24 protein-coding genes are annotated in these 24,315 nt (G+C 64.5%); 12 read left to right on the top strand and 12 right to left on the bottom strand.

What is annotated here, in order from left to right; translation table 11 throughout:
- Nucleotides 1-28 precede the first annotated feature (28 nt).
- Nucleotides 29-1,261, top strand: coding sequence for an acetyl-CoA C-acetyltransferase (locus P6U28_RS21370; RefSeq protein WP_407119790.1), 1,233 nt, complete (start codon nucleotides 29-31; stop codon nucleotides 1,259-1,261).
- Nucleotides 1,262-1,599: 338 nt separating this feature from the next.
- The gene (locus P6U28_RS21365) at nucleotides 1,600-1,902 is read left to right on the top strand and encodes an HU family DNA-binding protein (protein WP_027574583.1); all 303 of its coding nucleotides are present in this window, start codon (nucleotides 1,600-1,602) and stop codon (nucleotides 1,900-1,902) included.
- Between the two features lie 70 nt (nucleotides 1,903-1,972).
- On the opposite strand, the gene P6U28_RS21360 is transcribed toward P6U28_RS21365, so the two are convergent.
- The 5 genes from P6U28_RS21360 to P6U28_RS21340 form a co-directional block, all read right to left on the bottom strand.
- Nucleotides 1,973-2,137 carry a hypothetical protein gene (locus P6U28_RS21360; protein ID WP_160118809.1) on the bottom strand — a complete coding sequence of 55 codons (165 nt, stop codon included), beginning with the start codon at nucleotides 2,135-2,137 and terminating at the stop codon, nucleotides 1,973-1,975.
- Nucleotides 2,134-4,512, bottom strand: a complete 2,379-nt coding sequence (lon, locus tag P6U28_RS21355; RefSeq protein ID WP_407119789.1) for an endopeptidase La — start codon at nucleotides 4,510-4,512, stop codon at nucleotides 2,134-2,136. The genes P6U28_RS21360 and lon overlap by 4 nt, the downstream gene beginning before the upstream one ends.
- Before the next feature lie 8 nt (nucleotides 4,513-4,520).
- Complete coding sequence (locus P6U28_RS21350) at nucleotides 4,521-4,904, bottom strand: Hsp20/alpha crystallin family protein (RefSeq protein ID WP_027574581.1); 384 nt, start codon at nucleotides 4,902-4,904, stop codon at nucleotides 4,521-4,523.
- A 152-nt stretch (nucleotides 4,905-5,056) separates the two neighbouring features.
- Nucleotides 5,057-5,623, bottom strand: a complete 567-nt coding sequence (locus P6U28_RS21345; protein WP_129144488.1) for a ferritin-like domain-containing protein — start codon at nucleotides 5,621-5,623, stop codon at nucleotides 5,057-5,059.
- Nucleotides 5,624-5,733: 110 nt separating this feature from the next.
- Nucleotides 5,734-5,940 (bottom strand): hypothetical protein, encoded by a 207-nt coding sequence (locus P6U28_RS21340; protein WP_122402209.1) that lies wholly within the window; start codon nucleotides 5,938-5,940, stop codon nucleotides 5,734-5,736.
- Nucleotides 5,941-6,029: 89 nt separating this feature from the next.
- Here P6U28_RS21340 and P6U28_RS21335 point away from each other — a divergent pair, with 89 nt between their 5' ends.
- The 3 genes from P6U28_RS21335 (at nucleotide 6,030) to P6U28_RS21325 (ending at nucleotide 9,274) form a co-directional block, all read left to right on the top strand.
- Nucleotides 6,030-6,656, top strand: a complete 627-nt coding sequence (locus P6U28_RS21335) for a MarC family protein (RefSeq protein ID WP_407119788.1) — start codon at nucleotides 6,030-6,032, stop codon at nucleotides 6,654-6,656.
- Nucleotides 6,657-6,820: 164 nt separating this feature from the next.
- Nucleotides 6,821-7,474 (top strand): L-fuculose-phosphate aldolase, encoded by a 654-nt coding sequence (locus P6U28_RS21330; protein WP_174221566.1) that lies wholly within the window; start codon nucleotides 6,821-6,823, stop codon nucleotides 7,472-7,474.
- Between the two features lie 12 nt (nucleotides 7,475-7,486).
- Nucleotides 7,487-9,274 carry a chloride channel protein gene (locus P6U28_RS21325; RefSeq protein ID WP_122402211.1) on the top strand — a complete coding sequence of 596 codons (1,788 nt, stop codon included), beginning with the start codon at nucleotides 7,487-7,489 and terminating at the stop codon, nucleotides 9,272-9,274.
- Between the two features lie 8 nt (nucleotides 9,275-9,282).
- Here P6U28_RS21325 and P6U28_RS21320 read toward each other — a convergent pair whose 3' ends face one another.
- Entirely contained in the window at nucleotides 9,283-9,534 is a 252-nt protein-coding gene (locus tag P6U28_RS21320) for a DUF2798 domain-containing protein (RefSeq protein WP_122406541.1), read from the bottom strand.
- Between the two features lie 290 nt (nucleotides 9,535-9,824).
- On the opposite strand from P6U28_RS21320, the gene P6U28_RS21315 reads away from it, so the two are divergent.
- Nucleotides 9,825-10,211: a hypothetical protein gene (locus P6U28_RS21315; RefSeq protein ID WP_209296156.1), complete on the top strand. Its 387-nt coding sequence runs from the start codon at nucleotides 9,825-9,827 to the stop codon at nucleotides 10,209-10,211.
- An 826-nt stretch (nucleotides 10,212-11,037) separates the two neighbouring features.
- On the opposite strand, the gene P6U28_RS21310 is transcribed toward P6U28_RS21315, so the two are convergent.
- Entirely contained in the window at nucleotides 11,038-12,138 is a 1,101-nt protein-coding gene (locus P6U28_RS21310; protein ID WP_407119787.1) for an IS4 family transposase, read from the bottom strand.
- Between the two features lie 259 nt (nucleotides 12,139-12,397).
- Here P6U28_RS21310 and P6U28_RS21305 point away from each other — a divergent pair, with 259 nt between their 5' ends.
- A complete protein-coding gene (locus tag P6U28_RS21305) occupies nucleotides 12,398-13,360 on the top strand; it encodes an IS110 family transposase (RefSeq protein ID WP_407119786.1) in 963 nt (320 codons plus the stop codon).
- A 573-nt stretch (nucleotides 13,361-13,933) separates the two neighbouring features.
- On the opposite strand, the gene P6U28_RS21300 is transcribed toward P6U28_RS21305, so the two are convergent.
- Complete coding sequence (locus tag P6U28_RS21300; RefSeq protein WP_209295675.1) at nucleotides 13,934-14,152, bottom strand: hypothetical protein; 219 nt, start codon at nucleotides 14,150-14,152, stop codon at nucleotides 13,934-13,936.
- A gap of 217 nt (nucleotides 14,153-14,369) precedes the next feature.
- On the opposite strand from P6U28_RS21300, the gene P6U28_RS21295 reads away from it, so the two are divergent.
- From P6U28_RS21295 to uraD, 4 genes are all read left to right on the top strand, one after another.
- Entirely contained in the window at nucleotides 14,370-14,651 is a 282-nt protein-coding gene (locus P6U28_RS21295; RefSeq protein ID WP_209295674.1) for a hypothetical protein, read from the top strand.
- Nucleotides 14,652-14,742: 91 nt separating this feature from the next.
- Nucleotides 14,743-15,156, top strand: coding sequence for a DUF3830 family protein (locus P6U28_RS21290; RefSeq protein ID WP_014493672.1), 414 nt, complete (start codon nucleotides 14,743-14,745; stop codon nucleotides 15,154-15,156).
- Nucleotides 15,157-16,092: an allantoinase PuuE gene (gene puuE, locus P6U28_RS21285; RefSeq protein ID WP_122402215.1), complete on the top strand. Its 936-nt coding sequence runs from the start codon at nucleotides 15,157-15,159 to the stop codon at nucleotides 16,090-16,092.
- Nucleotides 16,093-16,099: 7 nt separating this feature from the next.
- A complete protein-coding gene (uraD, locus tag P6U28_RS21280) occupies nucleotides 16,100-16,987 on the top strand; it encodes a 2-oxo-4-hydroxy-4-carboxy-5-ureidoimidazoline decarboxylase (RefSeq protein ID WP_407123091.1) in 888 nt (295 codons plus the stop codon).
- Nucleotides 16,988-16,999: 12 nt separating this feature from the next.
- On the opposite strand, the gene P6U28_RS21275 is transcribed toward uraD, so the two are convergent.
- The 3 genes from P6U28_RS21275 to P6U28_RS21265 form a co-directional block, all read right to left on the bottom strand.
- Nucleotides 17,000-17,942 (bottom strand): IS630 family transposase gene (locus tag P6U28_RS21275; protein WP_122401624.1). Its coding sequence is split into 2 segments (ribosomal slippage): nucleotides 17,000-17,605 and nucleotides 17,607-17,942, totalling 942 coding nucleotides; the frame shifts between segments, so codons are not numbered across the junction.
- An 87-nt stretch (nucleotides 17,943-18,029) separates the two neighbouring features.
- The gene (locus P6U28_RS21270; RefSeq protein ID WP_407119785.1) at nucleotides 18,030-20,756 is read right to left on the bottom strand and encodes a molybdopterin-dependent oxidoreductase; all 2,727 of its coding nucleotides are present in this window, start codon (nucleotides 20,754-20,756) and stop codon (nucleotides 18,030-18,032) included.
- On the bottom strand, nucleotides 20,753-21,580 hold the full coding sequence (locus P6U28_RS21265) for an FAD binding domain-containing protein (protein ID WP_129144211.1): 828 nt from the start codon (nucleotides 21,578-21,580) through the stop codon (nucleotides 20,753-20,755). Before P6U28_RS21265 ends, P6U28_RS21270 begins: the two co-directional genes overlap by 4 nt.
- 159 nt (nucleotides 21,581-21,739) lie before the next feature.
- Between P6U28_RS21265 and P6U28_RS21260 the strand changes: the two genes are divergently transcribed.
- Complete coding sequence (locus tag P6U28_RS21260; RefSeq protein ID WP_407119783.1) at nucleotides 21,740-23,089, top strand: 8-oxoguanine deaminase; 1,350 nt, start codon at nucleotides 21,740-21,742, stop codon at nucleotides 23,087-23,089.
- Between the two features lie 110 nt (nucleotides 23,090-23,199).
- On the opposite strand, the gene P6U28_RS21255 is transcribed toward P6U28_RS21260, so the two are convergent.
- Nucleotides 23,200-24,276, bottom strand: a complete 1,077-nt coding sequence (locus P6U28_RS21255) for a BMP family ABC transporter substrate-binding protein (protein WP_407119782.1) — start codon at nucleotides 24,274-24,276, stop codon at nucleotides 23,200-23,202.
- Between the last annotated feature and the right edge of the window lie 39 nt (nucleotides 24,277-24,315).

Raw genomic sequence — 24,315 nt, 5'->3', positions numbered from 1 at the left:
CAACGCTCATCACAAGAGGACGACGCCCATGCCTGACGCACTGATCATCGATGCCTGCCGGACCCCGCGGGGCATCGGCAAGGCCGGCAAGGGAGCCCTCTCGGGCATTCATCCGCAGCAGCTCGGGGCAACCGTGCTGCGCGCGCTCGCCGATCGCACCGGCATCGACACCGCCGATGTCGACGACATCGTCTGGGGCTGCAGCGCGCAGGTCGCAACGCAAAGCGGCGATCTCGGCCGCATGTCGGCGCTCGATGCCGGCTACGACGTGCGCGCCAGCGCGGTGACGCTCGACCGCTTCTGCGGCAGCGGCATCACCAGCGTCAACATGGCCGCAAGCTCGATCATGGCGGGCGCCGAAGACCTCGTCATCGCCGGCGGCTGCGAGATGATGTCTATGGAGGGACGCCGCGGCGGCGGTCCGATGATGATGGACGGCGGCAATCTGCGCCTGCGGGCCAAGCATCCGCAGTCGCATCAGGGCGTCTGCGCCGACGCGATCGCGACGCTGGAAGGCATCACCCGGCAGGACGTCGACGCGCTCGGGCTGGAGAGCCAGAAGCGCGCGGCGCATGCGATCGCGAACGGCCACTTCAAGAAGAGCCTCGTGCCGGTCCACCGCGAGGACGGCAGCCTGGCGCTCGATCACGAGGAGTATCCGCGGCCGCAAACCACGATGGAAGGCCTCAGCAGCCTGAAGCCGGCGTTTCCGGCCATCGCCGACTACGCGCTCGACGACAAGGGCACGACTTATCGCGGCCTGATCCTGCAGAAATACCCCGACCTGAAGATCGACTTCGTGCATCACGCCGGCAACTCGTCAGGCGTCGTCGACGGCGCCGCCGCGATCCTGCTGGCCTCGCCCGCTTACGCCAGGGCGCATGGCCTGAAGCCGCGCGCTCGCGTGGTCGCGATGGCCAACATGGGGGATTCGCCGACCTTGATGCTGAACGCGCCGGTGCCGGCGACGCGCAAGGTGCTGGCGAAGGCGGGTCTCACCATCGATGACATCGACCTGTTCGAGATCAACGAGGCCTTTGCGGTGGTGGCGGAAAAATATATCCGAGACCTCAAGCTCGACCGCGCCAGGGTCAACGTCAATGGCGGCTCGATCGCGCTTGGCCATCCCATCGGCGCCACCGGCTCGATCCTGATCGGCACCGTGCTCGACGAGCTCGAACGGCGCGACCTGAAGCGTGGTCTCGTCACCATGTGCGCCGCCGGCGGCATGGCGCCGGCCATCATCATCGAGCGCGTCTAGCTCGTCCTCACCTCTTCCCGCTTGCGGGGAGAGGTCGCAGCTGCGGTGCGATCCAACCCTTGTTTTCCAGGGTGAAACGGCCCCCTCCCTGTCCAAAGGAGCCGGTCGTCGCTTGTCGAAAGCAGCGAATCAGCTTTAGCAAGATGGCGTGCGGGCCTTTGAAACAAGGCAAAAACCGCTGCCCGAGGCTTCTTTCGCTCCGAAAGTCGCTAAAAAGCAGGGTTTTTTGCCACAGGGGGCCAGAAAAGCCCGTAAAATCGCGACAAAACTGTGCAGAAGGCTATAGGCCTTCAACGGTTGGTCTAATATGCAACCGGCAACGAATCAGAGGAGACACGATGCCAACCCAAATGTCCAAATCGCAGTTGATCGAGAAGATTGCGACCGCCACCGAGCTTTCCAAGCGTGACGTCAAGAACGTCATGGAGACGCTGACCGACGTCGGCCACAAGGAGCTCAAGAAGAACGGCCTGTTCCTGGTGCCGGGCTTCGCCAAGTTCGTGGTCATCAAGAAGCCCGCGACCAAGGCGCGCAAGGGCACCAACCCGTTCACGGGTGAAGAGATGATGTTCAAGGCCAAGCCGGCCCGGAAGATCGTCCGCGCCCGCCCGGTCAAGGCCGCCAAGGACGCCGTGTCCTGACAACGCAAAGGCTCCCTCGAAGGAGGGAGCCTTTTGTTTGGGGCAGCCGCGAGGGCCTGAGACGGAGGGCTCAACCCTTGCGGCGCTTCACGCGGACCGGGACCGGCTGAAGCCGCGGCTCAGGCGCCGCGAGCGTGTCGCGAACCCGGTCGATCGCGCGATCGAGCAACTGGCGCAGCCGCTGCGTCCTCCGCGATCTCTTCGCTTTCTCCAGCAGTTTCTTCATCGCCTTCACTCCGCCGCTTCGATCTTGGCTTCAGCCTCGAGCGCCGAGGCGATCGCCTCGTCGACGCGCTCCAGCCAGATGAATTCGAGCTCGTCCCGCGCGCTCTTCGGGATGTCGTCATAGTCCCGCTTGTTGCGCGCCGGCAGCATCACCCGCTTCAAGCCGGCAGCCGCCGCAGCCACCACCTTCTCCTTGATGCCGCCGACGGGCAGCACCAGGCCGCGCAGCGAGATCTCGCCGGTCATGGCGGTGTCGCTGCGCACCGTGCGATTGGTGAGCAGGGAGGTCAGCGCCGTGAACATCGCGACGCCCGCGCTCGGCCCGTCCTTCGGGGTCGCGCCCGCGGGGACGTGAACGTGGATGTCGCTCTTCTCGAACGCTTGCGGATCGATGCCGAGCTGCGTGGCTTTGCTCTTCACCAGCGTCATCGCAGCCTGCACGCTCTCGCGCATGACGTCGCCGAGCTGACCGGTCAGGATCAGACCGCCCTTGCCGGGCACGCGCGTTGCCTCGATGAACAGGATGTCGCCGCCGACCGGCGTCCAGGCAAGGCCGGTGGCGACCCCGGGAACGCTGGTGCGCAGTGCGATCTCGCCTTCGAAGCGCGGCTGCCCGAGGACGGTGGCGATGTCCTTCGGCGTCACCACGACCTTCGTGGCAGTGCCTTCGGCGACCTGCACCGCGGCATGGCGGAACACCTTGCCGATCTCGCGCTCGAGGTTACGCACGCCGGCCTCGCGGGTGTAGCCCTTGACGATCAGCTTCAGCGCCTCCGGCTCGATCTCGGCCTGCTCGGCGGTCAGGCCATTGGCCTCGAGCTGCCGCCGCACCAGATAGCGCCGCGCGATCTCCAGCTTCTCGTCCTCGGTGTAGCCGGCGAGGCTGATCAGCTCCATGCGGTCCAAGAGCGGACCCGGGATCTGGTCCAGCATGTTCGCGGTCGCGATGAACACCACGCGCGACAGGTCGAAGGGCACGCCGAGGTAATTGTCCCGGAACGTCCCGTTCTGCTCGGGGTCGAGCACCTCCAGCATGGCGGCAGAGGGATCGCCCTGCACGCCACGGCCCATCTTGTCGATCTCGTCCAGCATCATGACGCAGTTCCGGGCACCCGCCTTCTTGATGCCCTGGATGATGTTGCCGGGCAGCGCGCCGATATAGGTGCGCCGATGGCCGCGGATCTCGGCCTCATCATGCACGCCGCCGAGGCTGACGCGCACGAACGGGCGCCCCATCGCGCGCGCGATGGACTGGCCGAGCGAGGTCTTGCCGACGCCGGGCGGGCCGACGAAGCACAGGATCGGGGCCTTGCCCTGCGGGGCGAGCTTGCGCACCGCCAGATATTCGATGATCCGGCTCTTGATCTTCTCCAGGCCAAAATGGTCGGCATCCAGGATGGCGCGCGCCTCCTTGATGTCGATCGGCTTCTCCTCGGGCAGCGCCCAGGGCAATTCGATCAGCCAGTCCAGATAGGTGCGGACCATGCCGGCTTCGCCGGCGGCTTCCGGCATGCGCTCGTAGCGGCGCAGCTCCTTCTTGGCATGCGCCTCCGCCTCCGGCGGCATCTTGGCCTTGGCGATCGCAGCCGTCAGCTCGGTGACCTCCGCCGCCTTGCCGTCGCCTTCGCCGAGCTGGCGCTGGATGGTCGCCATCTGCTCGCGCAGGATCGCCTCGCGCTGCCGCTCGTCGAAGCTGGCGCGGGTCTGCTGGCCGATCTCCTTGCTGATGCGCAGCACTTCCAGCCGCTCGGCCAGGTGCTTCGAGACCTTCTCGACGCGCAGAGCGAGGTCGATGGTCTCCAGCACCTCCTGCTTGTCCTGCGGCTTGATGTCCATGAACGAGGTTGCGAGATCCGCCAGCGCGCCGGGCGCGCTGGTGCCTTGGAACATCGCCGCCAGCTCGGGCGGCGCCTGCGGCAACAGCTCGATCGCCTCGATGGCCTGGCGCTGCAGGTTCAGCGCGCGCGCCTCGATCTCGGGCGAGGTCGTGGTCGGCTCGGGGATCTGCTGGAAACGCGCGGCCGGGAACGGCGTCCCCGGCAGGAAGTCGAGGATGCGCGCGCGCTGCACGCCCTGGCAGACGATGTGGTGGGTACCGTCGGGCGCGGTGATGTACCGCACGATGTTGGCGATGGTCGCGACCCGATAGAGGTCGTCCGCCCCGGGGTCATTGGTCTCGGGGCTGCGTTGCAGGACAATGCCGATCGGCCGCTGTTCGCGCAGCGCCTGCTGCGCGGCGGCGATGGACTTCGCCCGGCCGATCGTGATCGGCGCGATGGCGCCGGGGAACAGCACCATCTCGCGCACGGGGACGATGATCAGCGCGTCGTCGGGGATCTTCACGTCGTTATTGGTCTGTTCGTTGTTCATCTGTTCGGTGGCCATGATCGACCTCAGGATTTGGCGAGGCGCAGTGCGACGCAGCCGTCCATCACGAAGCGGCTGATGGCGTAGCGGCCAAGGGGCAGCGCGATGCGCCGCTCGAAGCGGCCCTGCGGCAGCTCGAGCCGGTGGATGCGGGCGTTGCGAAGCTCCGGCGGGAGGGTGCGCTGACCGGAGATGATGAGAACGCCGTCATGGATGACGGTCTCGACATTGTCCGGATTGACGCCGGGAAGCGCGACCAGGATCAGGAGCTCACGCTCGGTCTCGAGCACGTCGATCGGCGGCTCCCAGCAGGCTTCCTGGCGGCCGAACTGCTGACGCAGCCGATCGGCGCGGGTCAGCGAGTCCAGGGCTTCGGAGAGCATCCAGTCGAGAGGATTTTTGGGTTGCATGATGCGGGCTCGGGGTGGGAAAGCCTGCATATGGGGCTGGTTCCCGGGAAATCCAGTGCGGTGGCGCCGGTGTGCCATGCGCCGCCGTGCGATCAAAACAAGCGAACGCCGCGGCATGGGCCGCGACGTTCCGTCATTGCCAGGGGCGCGGGTCAGGCCGCAGCGCGGTACTCTTCTTCCGCTTCAAGATTGATCACGGAGGTGGCGAGCTCCGTCAGGGTGCGATCGGTCGCCTCTTCCTCGTCCAGCGTCTCCTGGAGCAGCCTTGCTGCCTCCTGCATGCCGAGCTCCTCGGCCCAGGTGCGCAGCGTGCCGTAGCGGGAGATCTCGTAATGCTCGACCGCCTGGGCGGCCGCGAGCAGTCCCGCATCGAGCGCCGGCGCTCCCTTGAACTCCTTCATGATCTCGGCGCCCTCGTCGGCAATGCCGTTGATGGCCTCGCAGGGCTTGCCGCGTGCAGGCTTGTCCAGCATCTTGAAGATCTGATCCAGCCGCTTGACCTGCCCCTGGGTCTCGCGCAGATGCTTGTCGAAGGCGGCCACCAGCTCTTTCGACTGCGCTGCCTTCGCCATTTTGGGCAAGGTCTTGATGATCTTGTTCTCGGCGAAATAGATGTCCTTCAGCGTCGCCAGAAACAGATCGCTGAGCATCTTCGGCGGCCGGCGCGGCCGGCGCGCCGCGGTCTTCTTGCTTGTGCGTTTCTTCGCTCGTTTAGCCATACGTCCTCCTCGTGAGGCGATGCGGGAAGGCCTCGCCTTCCTCAATCCTCGGGCGATAAAACCCGTTGGAGAACGAAAGTTCCAAACTGCAACCGGCGCTCGCGGCTCGCTCAGGTCGGGCGCTTGTAGGGGTCTTCCTGGCGCTGACGCTCGTCCGTCGCGCGGTCGAGGCGCGCCCGCTCGCTGCGGCGCAGGTGGCCGGCCTTCATCACCCCGTAAACGAGAACCCCGCCGAGCACGAACGCGCCGATGAACCAGAGCCAGAGCAGGTTGGCCGAGAGGTGGCCGAGGAGCATTCCGATTCCACTGTCGCTCATTGTCGCCTCCAGTGATTTCCAAAGCGGCTTTGCTGGGCTAAGTCTGCCCGGCAGCCATCGTTCCAGCTCCCGGGGGGCCTCGCCGACGCATGCTCGACTTCGCCCTGTCAGCCTTCGTGACGCTGCTCCTGGTGGTCGATCCGGTCGGTCTTGCACCGGCCTTCCTCGCCGCGACCGGGAGCATGCCCGACCCGGTCAAGCGAACGATCGCGCTGCGCGCGCCGCTGATCGCCACCTCGATCCTGGTGGTGATCGCGCTGGTCGGCAACTGGCTGCTGCGCCAGCTCGGGATCGGCATTCCAGCTTTCCAGATCGCCGGCGGGCTGCTGCTGTTCGGCGTCTCCTATCAGATGATCTTCGGCGATCGTCCGCATCGCGAGGCCCGCGAAGCCGACAAGGCGACCGCGGAGCATGCCTCGGACGTCGCGGTATTTCCCTTGGCCATTCCGATGATGGCCGGCCCCGGCGCGATCGCGACCACGCTGCTGCTGTCGGGCGATGCCGGCTACGGGGCGAAGCTCGCGATCATCATCGCGGTGGTGCTCGCGGTTTGCCTGCTTTGCATGCTGTGCTTCGTCTCTGCGGGCCTGATCGCGCGCACGCTCGGGCGCACTGGAAATGCCGTGCTCTCGCGCGTGCTCGGCATGCTGCTCGCCGCCTATTCGGTGCAGTTCGTCATCAACGGGATCGCGGCGGTCCGGGCAAGCCTGTCGTAAGGCTGCGGCAATCTGCTAATCTGTTGATTTTGCGGTCTGTTTCGGGAAGCGGGGAATCCGTCGACGAGGCGGGGCGCGATCCGGTCGCTTTCGCTTGCACTGCCGCACGGCTTTGACGTACTTCCATCTAACGTCCATCGCCAAGAAACCGAGAAGAAACCGAGATGTCGATGACTGCGGACGAACTCGACAAGAGGCAAGCCATCATCGACGCCTGCCGCCGCATGAATGCGCTCGGCATCAACCAGGGCACGTCAGGGAATATCAGCGTCCGGCATGTGGATGGACTCCTGGTCACGCCCACCAGCGTGCCCTACGAGACCATGACCCCGGACCAGATCGTCTTCATGGCGATGGACGGCGCACACGCGCCCGATCAGAAGCCGTCGAGCGAATGGCGCTTCCATCGCGACATCCTGAAGTCGCGGCCTGACGTCAATGCCGTCGTGCACGCCCATCCGACCTATTGCACCATCCTGGCGATCATGGGCATGGAGATTCCGCCGGTGCACTACATGATCGCGGCTGCCGGCGGCGACAGCATCCGCTGCGCGCCCTATGCGACGTTCGGAACGGTCGAGCTGTCCGATCATGCGGTGCGGGCGCTGGAGGGCCGGCTTGCCTGCCTGCTCGACCATCACGGCATGATCGCGATCGGCAAGACGCTGGACAAGGCGATGTGGCTCGCGGTCGAGGTCGAGACGCTGGCACGGCAGTATCACGGCTGCCTTCAGATCGGACAACCGCCGCTGCTTCCGAGCGACGAGATCGAACGGGTCCGCCAGCGCATGGCCGGTTACGGCCTGTCGGAAGGGTAGGGCGGGCAGAAGGTGTTCGTGCGGATCAGACATCTCGTCGATCGCAAGGGGACGAACCGCACCATGGTTCGGATACGCGCCCTGTTGCGCAGCAACGAGTTCTACCTGATCCCGTTCGCGCTGGTGATCGGCACGCTCGCGGGCGCCATCGTGACGCTGATGGCCGAAATCGCCCAGATCGCGCACGTCGTGATCTACGGCATTCCCATCGACGTCCGCCTGTCCTCGAACGCGTATGTCAGTCCTTGGGCAGCGCTGATCGCGCCCGCGCTCGGAGGGCTGGCGCTCGGCATCATGGAATGGTCGCGGCGGCGCATGAAGATCTCGAACGCGGTCGACCCGATCGAGGCCAACGCGCTGCGCGGCGGCAATCTCTCGATGCGGGACAGCGTGGTGGTGTCGAGCCAGACCCTGATCTCCAACGGGTGCGGCGCCTCGGTTGGCCTGGAGGCCGGCTATACCCAGATCGGCTCGGGTATCGCCTCGCTGCTCGGCAAGTTCTTCAACCTGCGCCGCAACGATCTGCGCCTGATGGTCGGTTGCGGCGCCGCTGCGGCGATCGCGGCGGCGTTCGGTGCGCCGATCACGGGCGCCTTCTACGCCTGCGAGCTCATCGTCGGCGTCTATTCGGTCGGCAGCGCCGCGCCGATCCTGGCGGCCTCGCTCGCGGGTGCCCTGACCGCGCAATGGCTAGGCGGCGCGCCTTACTCGCTGGAGATACCCAAGGTCAGCGCCGTCGGCGTCGAGCAGTACCTGGCTCTGATCGGGCTTGCCCTCGTCACCAGCGGCGTCGGTATCGCCGTGATGCGCTCCTCGCCGACGTTCGAGCGCCTGTTCGCCTGGATGCCAGTATGGCTGCGTCCGGTGATCGGCGGCCTCATCGTCGGCGGCTTTGGGATCGTCACGCCGCAGGTGCTGGCAGCCGGCCACGGCGCCATGGTGCTCGATCTGTTTCACGACATGGCGATCGGTCTGATCGCGCTGATCATCGGCTTGAAGGTGACGGCTTGCCTGATCTCGCTCGCCTCGGGCTTCCGCGGCGGCCTGTTCTTCGCCTCGCTGTTCGTCGGCAGCCTGATCGGAAAGTTCTTTGCCGCGGTGCTGCTGCTCATCAGCCCGAACTTCGCGATCGATCCGCTCGTCGCGATGCTGACGGGCATGGCGACGCTCGGGGTCGCCATCGTCGGCGGCCCCCTTACGATGTCGTTCCTCGTGCTCGAGATGACCCGAAATGTCGACGTCACCGCCGTCGTGCTGGCCGGCTGCATCGTCACCTCCATCTGCGTGCGCTTCATGTTCGGCCATTCGTTCTCGACCTGGCGCCTGCATCTGCGCGGCGAGACCATCCGCAGCGCCAACGACGTCGGCTGGCTGCGCAATCTCACGGTCGAGCGCTTGATGCGCTCCGATGTCGGCAAGGTGCCGTCGACCACGACGATCGCAGCGACGCGAGCCGAATTCGCGCTGGGCTCGCGGCCCGGGATCGTCATCGTCAACAATGCTGACGAATATGTCGGCCTCGTCATGCTGCCCGACCTGTTCTCCAGCGATCTCGACGCCATCGCCGACGATATCCAGGTGATCGAGCTCGCCCGCCTGGTCGACATCGTGCTGATCCCGGAAATGAACGTGAAGTCGGCGATGGCCGTGTTCGACGAAGCCGAGGCCGAGATGCTGGCGGTGGTCGATTCCACCGACAGCCGCAAGGTGGTCGGCTTCCTCACCGAGACCTTCGCCCGCCGCCGCTATGTCGAGGAGATCGACAAGGCGACGAGGGGCGTGCTCGGGGCGCTGTCGTAAGCGCTCCCCTATCGGCCGGGTGGGGCTGCAACGAGCCAGGCCACGATCCGGCGGACCAGTGGCAGGACCAATAGCAGCGTCGGAAAGGCGACCAGCCATGACAGCGCCCAGGCGCCCGGCCAGGCCGCGAGGAACGCCGGCGTTGCGCCGAGGCTTCGCAGCGTCGAGATGATCGACACCACCGCCGTCATGAGGATGGATAGCACGAATGGCATTACGATCGGCGCATAGCGCGCCGGCAGTTTGCGAACCGCAATCATCTGGTCTCTCTTGGAAAAGGACGCGTCAGTCACGTTGAACCCTGCAAATGGCATCGATCCCGACGGCGTCGGTTGATGCGTTGGTTCACGTGAAACGCTTACGGCAGCCGAAAACGGCGCGGCTGTTCATTATCCGCTCAGGTTGGATGGTGCAAGCTGGATCTGATCATTCGGTTTACAATGGTTCAAGGCGTGGCAGATCGCCGCGTTCATGAAACCATTTCAGTGATCTGCGCGTTACGGACTGTTTGCTTACGGATGTGTTTGGGCGAAAGCAGAGGAAGATCGAGATGAGTGATGCACCGATGATTTCCGCGGCGCGCCGCAGCACGGTCCTGGCCGCGTTCGCGAGTCTGGCGCTGCTCGCCGCTTCGGTGGCGCCTTCAGCAGCAGCATCCCCAGATGCGGCCCCGGCCGTGTCCGCCAAGGCTGCTGCGGCAGGTCAGGCCTCCGCCGGCGCCACCGATTTCAGCGCCCGACGTCGCCACTATTATCGACGCGGACCGAGTGCGGCAGGCCTTGCCTTTATGGGCGCCGCCGCGGGTATCATCGGCGGAGTGATCGCTGAGCAGCGGCGCCGCGACTACTACGAGAACCGCTATTATTATGGTTATGGTCCGCGTCCCTACTACGGTAGTCCCTACTACGATCCCGGCTACCATTACGGGCCATATTGAACGGTCGTTTTCAATGCTGGCCAGCTTGGATCGCGCGAAAAGGGCGGTGCCTTGTGCCGCCCTTTTTTGATGCGCGGGCCTGTTTCGCTTCTCTGTCAACCCACGGGCGCGAAAATATTCCACTTTACCGAAATTCGGATTTGTCGTATGTGTTCGCGCATCCCGGCTCATTCTCGAGGGGCGATCATGAGGTCGTCATAGTCGCGAGCCGGGCTTGCGGTGGACGCAGCAGCGTCGGCGCGAACAGCCAGGGGCAGGGCGGATTGCTCTCCGTGAGCCCCAAGGCATCGTGCGGACGAACGGCGCTGTCAGGTTCGTTTCGTCATACTTCGATGGCAACGTGCACAACGCCATCGGACCCTGTGGCGAACAAGCGAACCGTGCGTACGGCAAAACCGTGTGGTCCTGGCCGTCGTTGCTACGGTCAAGCTCTTGCGGAGGCGGCAGTCGCGTCAACCGGCGCGGTGCTGGTGAATTCCGTGAGCGCGAGGGAGGCCAGAAGGAATTCGGCTCCCAGGGGAGCGCGGTATAAGCCGTCGCGCAGGGAAGGCCGAGTGATTGGCTCCACCTGTATGCTGCTGTGCGGTCTTTTTGCGCGATCCTTTCGCGCAGCAGACCGCGGGTGCGAGGTCAGCACCCGGTCTTCCCCATAGGCGTTAAGGTAGCGCGAGCATCGATTGATACGGACGTTTTCGAGGAGGCTCGCGCAGGTGCCGCCCAAGCGCTCGCTTTCTGCGGCGAAAGCAACGGATGGTTGGTTGTGGAATGATCGCTTGTAGCAAGGATGCAACGAGTTGTTGCAAAACACGCCAAGCGCCAGGTGCCGTCAGGCGGCCTGCGTCCAGCGGGGAGAGTCCTCGAAGTCGCGGGCAAGCGGCTCGAGCAGCAGGATGATCAAGAGGTGTGCCAGCAAGTAGGGCTTGGCGGAGCGCGGATCGGTTCCAGGTGGCGTCTTGAGACCAATCAGACTCTTCAGTCGCTTGAAGCCAAGTTCGATGCGCCATCGCAGTCGATAGAGCGCGAGTACATCCTTGGTGGAGAACTCGTCCCGCGCGAGCGACGTGACCAGAATGACCCAATCCGCGGCTTCCAGAGTTTCTTTGGAGATGACGCGGTTTTCGTCTTGTGCGTCGCGCCGGGCTTTACGGCGCGAAGCCGCGACTGCACCGGCGGGCTTCTTGACTGCGACCAGACGCATAGCCAGAGGCGCACCGTCCTTGCGTTTGATCCAAATCCTCCGATCGATCAGTCCGTGCGCCTTCGCCGCACGCAATTGGGCCATCAGATCGAACGGAAGGCCTTTGGCATCAAGCCAACGTGCGTTCTTCCAGCCCGCTCGGATCAAAACGTCTGCCCCGGCGTCGCGCACAGCGGCGATGCGGTCAGGTTGTAGATAAGCGCGGTCAGCAATGCGGATCTCGTTCTTGACCACCGGTATCCGGTCAAACGTTTCGCCTTCTTGCTGATCTGTCAGCTCGAAGTGACCGAAGCGCTCATATGGCAGATCGAATGCACTATGAACGCGCCAAAGCTCACTGTTCCTGCGCGCAGCCGGTCCTGCCTGAGGCACTGTCGTCGCATCGATAATGCGGATCAGGCGGCCTCGGCTCGCTTTCGGGGCTGCCGCAGCGAGCAAGCCCTCCACCAGCACTGCAAACCAATCGCCACATTGACGCAGGCGATAGAACAACGCCACGCTGCTGAGGTCGGCAAGGCCAACAGAAGCCGCCCACGCGGCTGTCGATCTCAACCCTCTTTCACCCAGACAATAGGCCAGCATCAGCCGAAGTAACGACACCGCATCTGGAATTTGGCGCCGCCGCACGAAAGCCTTCGTCTGGCGCGCACTTATTTCAAGCTGCGCAGCCCCGCCGAGCTGCGTAACCACTCTCCTCCAGTCCTCGTTCAGAAGCGATTCGTCTGCCATCCCGCCTTGGAATCACGTGTGATTCCAACACTCAAGAACAAACTTAACGCCTATGCGGTCTTCCCTGCGCCCTTGTGTCCCCGAAATCTGCCAGAATGTGGCAACGGGCGGTTGGATCAGAACCGCCCGTTGCCGGAACTGAGCCCGTTGCGCCCAAAGGCGACAGAGCCTGCTAAAGAGCAAGGGACAGCTCCGGTGTCTTCCTGAACCCGAACAGTTGCAAGGGCTGCGAGCCCGTACCAGGCAAGGAAGGGAGTGGATGATGACACAAGACGATCTGGTTGTCGTCGGCATCGATGTCGCTAAAGACAAGATTGATGCGTGCATTCGGACCGTAACGGAGCGGAAGACTTGCCCAACAACCGCGACGGGGCGACGGAGCTTGATTGCATGGCTTCGCAAGCATCAGGTCGGCAAGGCAGTGATGGAGGCAAGCGGCGGCTACGAGCGGGTATGGGCCAAGGCGTTGCGCCAAGCAGGGCTGGAAGTACGGATCGTCGATCCCAAACGGGTTCGCCACTTTGCGGAATCGGCGGGACGCCTTGCGAAAAATGACAAGATCGACGCGGAGATGATCTCCTGGTTCGCCGAGACATTCGGCGAGGCTCCCAGCCAAGTCGACAATCCCGCTCACGAGGAGATGAAGGCACTGGTGAAGGGACGCCAAGGCCTGCTTGACGTCAGGGCTCGCCTGGAAATGCAGAAGGAGCATGAGGCGCCGGCCCTTGTTCAGAAGGCTCGCGCGCGTCTTCTTAAGAAGCTGGCTGACGAAATCGCCGCGCTCGAGACCGCGATCGCGGCGACGATCAAGACAACGCCGGACTTTGCCAAACGCGCCGAGATCATCCAGAGCGTACCAGGCTTTGCTGAGGGGACCGCAATGGCGCTGCTTGGAGGACTACCGGAGCTGGGGCAGGTGAGCGACGAAGTTGCCGCCGCGTTGATGGGCGTTGCTCCTTATGACGATGATAGCGGCAAACGTCGAGGTGAACGCTGCATCAAGGGTGGCCGCCGCTGGGTGCGAAATGCCCTCTACATGCCCTGTGTCGGTGCCGCAACGCTGAACAATCCGGTGTTCAAGGCCTTCTACGAACGGCTGATTGCCAAGGGCAAGCCGCCAAAGGTCGCGATCGTCGCCTGTATGCGCAAGCTGATCATCATCCTCAACACCATGATCGCGCGCGGCGAGACGTGGGATCCGAAGAAATACAGGGTGGCCTGACGAGCGCGCCTATCTCGCGCTCGGACCTCGGCCGAGCGCATGCAAAGCCAACAGACCGGTGAGCGGACGGGGTCAAGGCCGTCAGCCGCCGCAGGCGGGGGCGCGCCAGCGCCAGCCTTGAGGCCGGCCGATCGCCGGGCTACTTCGCCACAGTTGCTCTTGGCTTTCAGAGGGGGAAGCGACGAAGCAAAGCTCGGGCGAGTTGCGCCGCGAGGACGCGAAGGCATGTCTGCAGCCACGCACATGCTGTCACCTCACACTCCGTCATTGCGAGCGCAGCGAAGCAATCCAGAATCTTTCCGCGGCGCGATTCAGGATTGCTTCGTCGCAAGGGCTCCTCGCAATGACGAGGAGGAGAGAGCGTGTACCACACGCCTCTCGCGTGCCCCGGGCGCAGCGCAGGGTGCCCGGCAATGCAAAGTATCGTCCGGAGTGATGCGCTGCAGAGCCGGGGCCCATGTCGCCGCGCCCGTGCCGTGTTGCCCTGGGTCCCGGCTCTGCGCCGCAACGCTTCACGGGTTGCGGCTGGTCCGGGACACACGAGCAAAAGCCGACATGCAACGCATCGGCAAATCACCGTCCCGCCGGCGCCGACATCGCGCCGTTGGCATAGCGCGACCAATCGGGCGCCGTTGGCTGCGACGGCCAGAGCGCGGCATTGGAGTCGCGGACCGACTGCGTGATGGGAGCGCGTTGCGCCTTGCGGGCGTGGTGGCGGTCGCTTGCGGCGGCGGTCTGGACGGTGGCGGCGGCAATCAGCATGGCGCCGAGAAAGGTGAAAGTCTTTTGCATCGTTGTCTCTCCCGTGACGACGCTCCGGCTGTGAGAGATGTCGTCGTCCAGGCTGACATGGCGATGGGCCTTCTCGATATCAGCGGCGGCGCCATCACGATGGAGCGAGCAAAATTTTTGGTCCCGGCTAAATATTCGGCAGCCTGCCCTTGGCCCCCGATGGACTTGCCCGCCGCAATCCGGTTCAATGGGGCAACTGAGTTCCCAGGCGACAACGATGTCGAGATATCTGCTGGTCCTGCTGCTGATCGCTTCGCCCGCAGCCGCGCAAGTCAAGATGACACCGAAGACCGCTGCGGCGCATCCCGATCCCTGCGCGCCGATCGGGCGGACCGCGGACGGCAAGCTGGTCTATTCCATGAAATGCGAGAACCTGCCGGCGCCGCCCGCACCCCCGCCGCAGGCGGAACTGAAGGAGGCGCCGCCTGCGGCAGCCGCCGAGCCGGAGCCGGAGGTGCGGCGTAGCGGCATTTTCGGCTGGTCCTACGATCGCAGGTGATTGCGACTCCGCCCCTTGCGCGAAGCCCGATGGAGTGCTTTTTGCTGAAGGTTCCCCGCGGGGCCTCTAGCCCCCGATCCAGAGAGATGAGATGAGCAAACTCGTTATCCGCGCCGGCGATTTCACCTTCGATGCCCGTTTCGAGGAGCAGCTGGCACCCAAGACAGTGGCCGCCTTCCGCAAGGCGCTGCCGTTCGAAAGCCACATCATCCATGTGCGCTGGAGCGGCGAGGGCGTGTGGATGCCGCTCGGCGACCTCGATTTCGGCGTCGGCTACGAGAACCACACCAGCTATCCCGCGCCAGGCCAGATCATCCTCTATCCGGGCGGCATCAGCGAGACCGAGATCCTGCTGGCCTATGGCGGCGTGCATTTCGCGAGCAAGATGGGCCAGCTCGCCGGCAACCATTTCATCACGCTGACCTCGGGCCTGGAGAATCTGGCGACACTCGGCAAGAGCGTGCTGTGGAAAGGCGCGCTGCCGATCCGCTTCGAGGAAGTCTGAGTGAGTGAGCCTCGCTACCCGCGCGATCTCCGCGGCTACGGCCGCAATCCGCCGCACCCGCAATGGCCAGGTGAGGCGCGGATCGCGGTGCAGTTCGTCGTCAATTTCGAGGAGGGCGGCGAGAACAACATCCTGCACGGCGACCGCGCCTCGGAAGCGTTCCTGTCCGACGTGCTCGGTGCGCAGCCCTGGCCGGGTCAGCGCCATGCCAATATCGAATCCATGTTCGAGTATGGCTCGCGCGCCGGCTTCTGGCGGTTGTGGCGGATGTTCAACGAGCGGAAGTGGCCGACCACGGTGTTCGGCGTCGCCACTGCGCTCAAGCGCAATCCCGAGATCGTCGCGGCGATGAAGGAGTCGGGCTGGGACATCGCGAGCCACAGCCTGAAATGGATCGAGCACAAGGACATGACCGAGGCGCAGGAGCGCGCCGAGATCGCGGAGTCCATTCGCGTCCACACCGAGGTGACAGGATCGCGGCCGCTCGGTTGGTACACCGGGCGCTCCTCGATCAACACCAACCGCCTGCTGATGGAGGAAGGCGGCTTCCTCTATCTGTGCGACTCCTATGCCGACGATCTGCCCTATTGGGTCAGGGGCGCGAACGGCAAGCAGCTCATGATTCCCTATACGCTCGATGCCAACGACATGCGCTTCATCAATCCGCAAGGGTTTGCCGAAGGCGAGCAGTTCTTCACCTATCTGAAGGACGCCTTCGACGTGCTCTACGCGGAGGGGCAGACCGCGCCGAAGATGATGTCGGTCGGCCTGCACTGCCGCCTCGCCGGCCGGCCCGGCCGCGCGGCCGGGCTGATGCGCTTCCTCGATCATATCGGCAAGCACGAGCGCGTCTGGGTGCCGACGCGGTTGCAGATCGCGCAGCACTGGCACGACAAGCACGCCCATCTTGCCGCCGACGCATTCGAGATCGGGTGAGAGGATGATGTCGCAGATCCCGCTCGCCGATCTCAACGCTGCAAGCCGGGCCGAATTCGTCGCGGCGCTCGCCAATGTCGTCGAATATTCGCCATGGATCGCCGAGCAGCTTGCGGCAAAGCGGCCGTTCGCCGGAATCAACCAGTTGCACGCCGCGCTGATTGCGGCGATCCAGGGTGCAGAGCCTGACGTTCAGCTGGCGCTGATCCGGGCGCATCCCGATCTCGCCAACAAGACCCAGCGCGCCGCCGGCCTCACGGCGGAATCGACCGACGAGCAGAACAGCGCCGGCCTCGACCGGCTGTCGGAAGCCGAATACGCCGCGTTCGAACGTGCCAACAACGCCTATCGCGAAAAATTCGGCATCCCCTATATCGTCTGCGTGCGCCGTCACACCAAGGATTCCGTGCTGCGCGACTTCGAGACGCGGCAGCCCAACATCGTCAAGACCGAGATAAGGCGTGCGATCGAGGAGATCGGCCGCATCTCGGCGCTGCGGCTGGATCAGCTCGTCATTGCCGACGATCGGCTGAAGGTGCACGGCCGGCTCTCGACTCATGTGCTGGACAATCACATTGGCGAGCCCGCGCCGGGAATCCCGGTTGAGCTCGTGGAGCTCGCGAGCCTCGGCGAGAGCCGCATCATCGCGCGGACCGTCACGAACGCGGACGGCCGCACCGACCAGCCACTGATCGGCGGTCGTCCGCTGCCGATTGGCCGCTACGAGCTCAGATTCCGCGTCGCCAGTTATTACGCCGAGCGCAACGTGCCGCTGTCGGAGCCGCCGTTCCTCGACGAGATCCCGCTGCGCTTTGCGATCAGCGAGCCGGAAAGCCATTACCACGTGCCGCTGCTGGTCACGCCCTGGAGTTATTCGACCTATCGCGGCAGTTAGAGCATGATGTTTTTATACGGAAACATAGCCTGAGTTTTTGAAGTAGTTGGTGCACTCCTCCTTGGAGAAGAGATCGAGGAGTTCACCAACCTTTCTCCAGGTTGCCTCCACGTCACGGGGCTCGGCAGCTCGCATGAGATGTTTGAGTTTGGCGAAGACCTGCTCGATCGGATTGAGGTCCGGGCTGTAGGGCGGCAAGAAGATGCGGTGGGCGCCTCTGGCGCGGATGGCTTGGCGAGCCGCTTTGCCCTTGTGGCTGCCAAGATTGTCGAGAACGACGATCTCACCCGGTGCGAGGGTGGGTGCCAACACCTTCTCGACGTACAGCGTGAAGAGCTCACCATTGATGGGACCATCAATCACCCAAGGCGCGCTGATCCGATCGTGACGCAGCGCCGCGATGAAGGTCATTGTCTTCCAATGGCCGAAAGGTGCAGAGGCTTGGAGGCGCTGCCCGCAAGGCCCCCAGCCGCGCAGTGGTGCCATATTGGTTTTGATCCACGTCTCGTCGATAAACACCAACCGCGCGACGTCGATCCTGCCTTGATGTGCTTTCCAGCGGGTCCGCTTACGGGCGACGTCGGGACGATCCTGCTCGGCTGGTAGAATCGTTTTTTTTGAAGCTGAGCCCTTCGGTGTGAACAAAAGTCCACACCGCCCGCACGTCTGTCTTGATCCCGCGTGCAGCCAGTTCCTGCGTCAGCTTGCGCAAAGTGAATGGCCCCGAGCGAATGCGTTTGCGCAGCCAGTCGGCGTTGGCATCCGACAGAACCCGCTTCTTGTGGCCGCCGATTTGGCCAGGTGACAGGCCTCCGGTATCCCGTCTCAGATTCTTCCACTTCGTCACGCAGGAGGCGCTGATCTGGAGCGCCTCGGCAATCGAACGAACTGTTTCTCCCGCGTCAGCTCGCGCCAAAGCCCGTTCCCGGATGTCTTCCGAATAGGGTCGCGTCATCCATGCCGGCCTCCGCCCTCCGGCATGGATGTTGAATCAGAAATCGCTCCCGGTGGGAATCCCGATTCCAGCCAAAAACAACATGCTCTAGCCACCAAACTTGTCGAGCAGCGCCGGAAACAGCCGATCCGGCTTGAAGGGCGGCGCGGTGAAGCGGATGCCGGTGGCATCGGCAATGGCGTTGCCGAGCGCAGCGGCAACCGGATTGTACGGACTCTCGCTCATCGACTTTGCGCCCAGCGGTCCGATCGTGTCGGACGTTTCGGCGAAGAACACCTCCGTGCGCGGAACGTCGGCGAAGGAGGGCAGGTGATAATCTCGGAATTTCGGGTTGATGACGCGCCCCGTGGCGTCGATCACCATCTCCTCGTAGAGCGCAGCGCCGAGCGCCTGCGCCACGCCGCCTTCGACCTGGCCGCGGCACTGCATGGGATTGGCGACGACGCCCGCGTCCGCGGCGTGCACGCTCCTGAGAATCCTGAGCTCACCGGTGCCCTTGTTCACCGCGACGCGAAAGCCCTGCACGTTGAAACCGACCGAACGCGGCGTGCCGTTCGAGCTGCCGGTGCCTGCGAAGGGTTGGCCGCATTCGCGGGCGAGCTTGGCCAGTTCCGTAAAGGACATGCGGCGTACGCCGCTGACGACGGCGTCGGCATCGAGCACGCAGGTGTCCACGTCGCACAGCCACGCGCCGGCGGCGGCCGCCCTCAGCTCGGTCGCAAGCTGCGCGGCTGCGGCATGCGTCGCCTTGCCCGCGACGAAGGTGCCGGCGCTGCCATAGGCGCCAGTGTCGTGGCCGCCGTGCGCCGTGTCGGACTGGCGCAGGCGGATGCGGTCGACAGTGGTCGCAAGCGTCGTCGCCGCGATCTGCCGATGCACGGTGCTGGTGCCGCTGCCGAACTCGGCGGTGCCGACGGTGAGATCGAAGCCGCCGTCATCGCGCAGCGCGATCGTGGCATCGGCGAAATGGCCGGCCGGTGGCACCGTATCGATCATGGTCAGCGCAATGCCGTCACCAACCAGCCATTCCGGCGACAGCTCCGGCTGCGGGCCACTGGCCTGCATCGCGCGCTCGACGAGGTCGAGGCACTGGTCGAGTCCATAGGAGCCATAGAGCACGTCGTGATATTCGGACGGCGGCGGCGACAGCATGGGATCGCCGGGCTTGATGATATTGCGCCGGCGCATCTCGTAGGGGCTGATGCCGAGCTGCTTCGCCAGCTCGTCGATCGCCGCCTCGACCGCGATGAGGGCCTGCGGCAGGCCATAGCCGCGAAACGCACCCGCCGGCACCGTGTTGGTGTAGGCGGCATAGCCGTCGACCCGCTTGTTCGGGCAATTGTAAACGGCGATGGACTCGGACAGCGCGTGGAACATCACGGGGCCGGCATGATTGCCGTAGGCGCCGGTGTTGGAGAGCACGTCGAGCTGGAGCGCGGTGAGCTTGCCGCCGGCATCGGCGCCGGCCTTGATGTGGATCCGCATCGGATGCCGCGTCGAGGTCGCGATGAACTGCTCCTCGCGGGTGAGTTCCAGCTTCACAGGGAGCCCTGTCTTGAGCGCGGCAAGCGCCAGGATGTCCTCGACGAACATCTCCTGCTTGCCGCCGAAGCCGCCGCCGACGCGTTCGCAGAACACGCGGACCTTGTCCATGGGAAGCTGGAAGATGTCCGACAGCGCGCGCCGGGTCAGGAACGGCACCTGCGTCGAGGTGCGGACATTGAGCACGCCCGCATCGTCGAGCCAAGCGAGCCCGCCGTGAGTCTCCAGTGCGGCGTGCTGCACGCGGTGACTGTGGAAGGTCGCCTCATAGGTGACGGCGGAAGTGGCGAGTGCTGCGGCTACATCGCCGAACTCGCCATGCGTCTCCGCCGCGAGGTTACGCTGGGGATCGGCGATCCGGTTCGCGGTGGTGCGGTCAGGATGAAGAACGGGCGCATCCGGTTTCATCGCCTGCTCGGGATCGATCAGCGCGGGCAGGATCTCGTACTCCACCTTGATCCGCCGGCACGCCTCCTCGGCGGCGGCTTCGGTCTCGGCGACGACGGCGGCGAGCTTCTGGCCGATGAAGCGGACGACGTCATCGAGAACGCGGGTGTCCTCGGGATCCATCCAGTCCCTCTCGTGCCGCGCAGTCGAGATCAGGACAGGCGGTGCATCCTCATGCGTCAGCACGGCGTGCACGCCGGGAACGCGAAGCGCGTCCGATTTGTCGATTGCGACGATCCTGGCGTGAGCATGAGGCGAGCGCAGCAGCTTGATGTGCAACAGGCCTTCGATTGCGGTATCGAAGGTATAGCGTGCCTTGCCGCGCACGATATCGGGACTCGCGGGCGCCGGCAGGCTGCGGCCGAAGGCGGCGCCGGTCTCGACGATCGCCTCGACATTGGTGTTGCCGAGGATCGCGTCCTCGATCGAACGATAACCGGTGCAGCGGCAGATATTGCCCTTCAACGCGCTGCCGAGATCGGTGCGCTGCGCCTGGTTCAGCGAGGCGCAGGTCAGGATCATGCCGGCGGTGCAGAAGCCGCATTGAAAACCCTGCGCGTCGAGGAAGGCTTGCTGCATCGGATGGGCGCCGTGGTCGCCGCCGAGCCCCTCGACCGTGGTTACGGTGCGTCCCTCGGCGCGGAACGCCGGGATCAGGCAGCTGTGTACCGGCTCGCCGTCGAGCAGCACGGTGCAGGCGCCGCAATCACCGGCATCGCAGCCCTTCTTCACGCCGAAATGGCCGAGCTCGCGCAGGAACGTGCGCAGGCATTGCCCGGCGCGTGGCTCCTGATAGAACGCCTTGCCGTTGACCTCGAAGCTCATGGCCGCGTCGCTCCCAGGAGTTCGCTGCGAATTTCCTCGGCTAACCGCAGCGTCATATGCTTGCGCCAGAGCGGCTTGCCATGGATGTCCGTATGGTACAGGTCATCCGTGATCTGCTGCATGAGCGCGGTGCGAAGTGCGCTCGCATCCGGGGCTTTGCGAAAGAGAAGCTGGATCGGCCGCACCGTCGACGCGGTGACTGTGAGTGTCAGCGTGTCATCGGCTTCGAGACTTCCGATCAGCAGTGCTGCCGAACGGCCGACGGGCGCCAGCGAAATTTGGCGAAAGGCGGTGCGGCGCTTCAGTGCGACAATGGGGACATCGATCTGCCGGAGCAGGTCGCCCGGCGTGAGACGGTTGCGCTGGTTGCCTGTGACGAAATCGACCACGGAAAGCCTCTGCTCTCCGCCGCTGGCCTTCCAGATGGTGCAGACTCCGTCGAGCGCTGATGTGAGCGAGATCATCGGTCCGGCCGGCAGCGACATGCAGAGATTGCCGCCGACCGTTGCCGTCTTCCAAATCTTGAACGAAGCAAGAAAGGCCCGACAGCACTGGTTGATCAGCGGTGCCGCGAGCCAATCGGACGGGCAGGCGAGTCCATCGAGCTCCGCGACGGTGCAAGTGGCGGCGATGCTGAGGTGGCTCTCGGTGAGTGTCAGCGCCGGCCATTTCAGATCGGTGAGATCGATCAGTCGTGTCAAATGCGTTTGCGGCTCCGAGAAGAGCCAAGTGCCGCCTGCGAGCCAAGCATCACCTGCCGTCCAAACGGGCAGCTGCGAGCGCGTTTGCGGATGGGCGACCGCTGTGATGGTATTCAAGTCCATGGCTGCGCCAACCCTCCCGCCGGGTGAATGGTCAAGAGAAAGTGTTGCAAGACGGGAGCCAAGTGGCAACAACAAGTGGCAACAACAAGTCGGAGCAGGGACGCGGTCGTCCTCCGCCTTGCAGGCCTGCCGTCAGCGGGTGTGAGGAGAAGCAGGATCATGAGTGACACAAGGCCGACATGGATCAGGGATCCCCTGGCCATCCTCGCCGACCGTGCCGAGCGCGGCATCGTGGTGAAGGACGGCCGGATCGTCGAGCTGGTGCCGGCCGGCGGTGTGCCCGCAACCGCTGACGTCGCGGTGTTCGACGCGGGCGAACACGTGGTGCTGCCGGGCCTGATCAACACCCATCATCATTTCTATCAGACGCTGACGCGGGCGCTGCCGGCCGCGATGGGCCGCGAGCTGTTCCCCTGGCTTCAGGCGCTCTATCCGGTGTGGGCGAGGCTGACGCCGGAAGCGCTCGAGCTCGGCGTCACCGTGGCGATGTCCGAGCTGCTGCTCTCCGGCTGCACCACCACGACCGATCACCACTATGTATTCCCGGCCGGACTCGAAGACGCCGTCGATATCGAGGTGGCGGTGGCGAAGCGCCTCGGGTTAAGGGTGTTGCTCACGCGCGGCTCGATGAACCTGTCGCAGCGCGATGGCGGCCTGCCGCCCGACAGCGTCGTGCAGGACGAGGAAACCATCCTTGCCGACAGTGCCCGCTTGGTCGCCAAGCACCACCAGCGCGGCGCGGACGCGATGGTGCAGATCGCGCTCGCGCCGTGCTCACCTTTCTCGGTGACGACGTCGCTGATGCGGGCCACCGCCGATCTCGCCGACAAGCTCGACGTGCGCCTGCATACCCATCTCGCCGAAACCGAGGACGAGAACAGGTTCTGCGAGCAGATGTATGGCTGCCGCCCGCTGGATTATCTCGAGCAATGCGGCTGGCTCAACGCGCGCACCTGGCTCGCCCACGGAATCTTCTTCAATCCGGACGAGATGAGACGGCTCGGCAAGGCCGGCACGACCGTCAGCCATTGCGCGTGCAGCAACCAGCTGCTGGCGTCCGGTTGTTGCCCGGTATGCGATATGGAAGAGGCCGGCGTCGGGATCGGCATTGGTGTCGACGGCTCGGCCTCCAACGACGGTTCCAACCTGATGCAGGAGGTGCGGGCCGCGTTCCTGCTGCAACGGGCGCGCTATGGCGTGACGAGGGTCAGCCACAGCGATGCGCTGCGCTGGGCGACCAAGGGCTCGGCAGCCTGCGTCGGCCGTCCGGAGCTCGGCGAGATCGCGGTCGGCAAGGCGGCGGACCTCGCGCTGTTCAAGCTCGATGAGCTGCGCTTCTCCGGCCACGGCGATCCCCTGGCCGCCCTGGTGCTGTGCGGGGCGCATCGCGCCGATCGGGTGATGGTGGCTGGAAAATGGGCGGTGATCGATGGCGCGATCCCGGGCCTCGATGTCGCAGACCTCATCCGCCGCCATAGTTCCGCGGCGCGGGCCATGCAGGGGGGATAATCGGGGGCCAGATAGAAAGAGGGGGCAGCCACAAGTGCCGGGTGCTTCTGGCCACCCCCTCCGAACCTCCTCCGGGAGGAGCAGGTGATTTAGGCGATGCAAGAAGCGTGCTACTTGCCCGGCAGCTTGTCGTCGATGCCTTTCACGTAGAAGTTCATGCCGAGGATCTGGCCGTCATCGAGGTGATCGCCGCCCTTGCACTCGACCGGCTTGCCGTCCTGCCCAACGATCGGGCATTTGAACGGATGCAGCTTGCCCGCGGTGATCGCGGCCTGGGCATCCTCGGCCATCTTTTTCACATCGTCAGGCATGTTGGTATAAGGCGCCATCGCGAACATGTGGCTGTCGAGGCCGCCCCAGGTGTCCTCGGACTTCCAGGTGCCGGCGAGCTCGGCCTTGACGCGCTCGATGTAGTAGGGGGCCCAGGTATCGAGGATCGAGGTGAGCTGGGTCTTGGGCCCGAACTTGATCATCTCGGAATCCTGGCCGAAGGCGAGTTTGCCGCGTTCGCTCGCGATCTGCATCGCCGCTGGCGAGTCCGTGTGCTGCATGATGACGTCGGCGCCCTGGTCGATCAGCGCCTTGGCGGCGTCGGCCTCCTTGCCCGGGTCGAACCAGGTATTGGCCCAGATGATCTTGACCTTGATATTCGGGTTGATGGTCTGCGCCGCAAGCATCGTGGCGTTGATGCCGGAGACGACCTCGGGAATCGGGAACGAGCCGATATAGCCGAGCACGCCCGATTTCGACATCTTGGCCGCGATCAGGCCCTGGATGTAGCGGCCCTGATACCATTTGGCCGAATAGGTCGACATGTTCGGATTGCGCTTGTAGCCGGTGGCGTGCTCGAAATGCACGTTCGGATATTTCTTGGCGACCTTCAGCGTCGGATCCATGTAGCCGAACGACGTGGTGAAGATCAGCTTGTTGCCGGCGCGGACGAGCTGTTCGATCGAGCGCTCGGCGTCGGGACCTTCGGGCACGTTCTCGAGGTAAGTGGTCTCGATCTTGTCGCCCAATTCCTTCACCAGCGCCTGACGCGCGAGGTCGTGCTGATAAGTCCAGCCGAGATCTCCGATCGGGCCCAAATAGATGAAACCGACCTTCAGCTTGTCGGCGGCGGAGGCTGCACCGACACTGCCGGCAAGCAAGAGCCCGATAGCCAATGCAAGAAGTGATTTCCTCATAATCAATCTCCAACATCAGGGGAAAGCCACGATCCGCAA

This window comes from Bradyrhizobium sp. STM 3561, from assembly GCF_045571455.1.
Taxonomy (GTDB): domain Bacteria; phylum Pseudomonadota; class Alphaproteobacteria; order Rhizobiales; family Xanthobacteraceae; genus Bradyrhizobium; species Bradyrhizobium vignae.
Note: the sequence above shows the minus strand (reverse complement) of the source record. Positions and strands in the feature narration are given on the sequence as shown.

Coding starts and splice junctions, on each gene's coding strand:
- P6U28_RS21255 (WP_407119782.1), bottom strand. CDS start 24,276: ATGAGGAAATCACTTCTTGCATTGGCTATCGGGCTCTTGCTTGCCGGC.
- P6U28_RS21335 (WP_407119788.1), top strand. CDS start 6,030: ATGCTCGACTTCGCCCTGTCAGCCTTCGTGACGCTGCTCCTGGTGGTC.
- P6U28_RS21340 (WP_122402209.1), bottom strand. CDS start 5,940: ATGAGCGACAGTGGAATCGGAATGCTCCTCGGCCACCTCTCGGCCAAC.
- P6U28_RS21300 (WP_209295675.1), bottom strand. CDS start 14,152: ATGCAAAAGACTTTCACCTTTCTCGGCGCCATGCTGATTGCCGCCGCC.
- lon (WP_407119789.1), bottom strand. CDS start 4,512: ATGGCCACCGAACAGATGAACAACGAACAGACCAATAACGACGTGAAG.
- P6U28_RS21330 (WP_174221566.1), top strand. CDS start 6,821: ATGTCGATGACTGCGGACGAACTCGACAAGAGGCAAGCCATCATCGAC.
- P6U28_RS21345 (WP_129144488.1), bottom strand. CDS start 5,623: ATGGCTAAACGAGCGAAGAAACGCACAAGCAAGAAGACCGCGGCGCGC.
- P6U28_RS21260 (WP_407119783.1), top strand. CDS start 21,740: ATGAGTGACACAAGGCCGACATGGATCAGGGATCCCCTGGCCATCCTC.
- P6U28_RS21265 (WP_129144211.1), bottom strand. CDS start 21,580: ATGGACTTGAATACCATCACAGCGGTCGCCCATCCGCAAACGCGCTCG.
- P6U28_RS21270 (WP_407119785.1), bottom strand. CDS start 20,756: ATGAGCTTCGAGGTCAACGGCAAGGCGTTCTATCAGGAGCCACGCGCC.
- P6U28_RS21350 (WP_027574581.1), bottom strand. CDS start 4,904: ATGCAACCCAAAAATCCTCTCGACTGGATGCTCTCCGAAGCCCTGGAC.
- P6U28_RS21365 (WP_027574583.1), top strand. CDS start 1,600: ATGCCAACCCAAATGTCCAAATCGCAGTTGATCGAGAAGATTGCGACC.
- P6U28_RS21310 (WP_407119787.1), bottom strand. CDS start 12,138: ATGGCAGACGAATCGCTTCTGAACGAGGACTGGAGGAGAGTGGTTACG.
- uraD (WP_407123091.1), top strand. CDS start 16,100: ATGTCGCAGATCCCGCTCGCCGATCTCAACGCTGCAAGCCGGGCCGAA.
- P6U28_RS21315 (WP_209296156.1), top strand. CDS start 9,825: ATGAGTGATGCACCGATGATTTCCGCGGCGCGCCGCAGCACGGTCCTG.
- P6U28_RS21295 (WP_209295674.1), top strand. CDS start 14,370: ATGTCGAGATATCTGCTGGTCCTGCTGCTGATCGCTTCGCCCGCAGCC.
- P6U28_RS21305 (WP_407119786.1), top strand. CDS start 12,398: ATGATGACACAAGACGATCTGGTTGTCGTCGGCATCGATGTCGCTAAA.
- P6U28_RS21370 (WP_407119790.1), top strand. CDS start 29: ATGCCTGACGCACTGATCATCGATGCCTGCCGGACCCCGCGGGGCATC.
- P6U28_RS21290 (WP_014493672.1), top strand. CDS start 14,743: ATGAGCAAACTCGTTATCCGCGCCGGCGATTTCACCTTCGATGCCCGT.
- P6U28_RS21320 (WP_122406541.1), bottom strand. CDS start 9,534: ATGATTGCGGTTCGCAAACTGCCGGCGCGCTATGCGCCGATCGTAATG.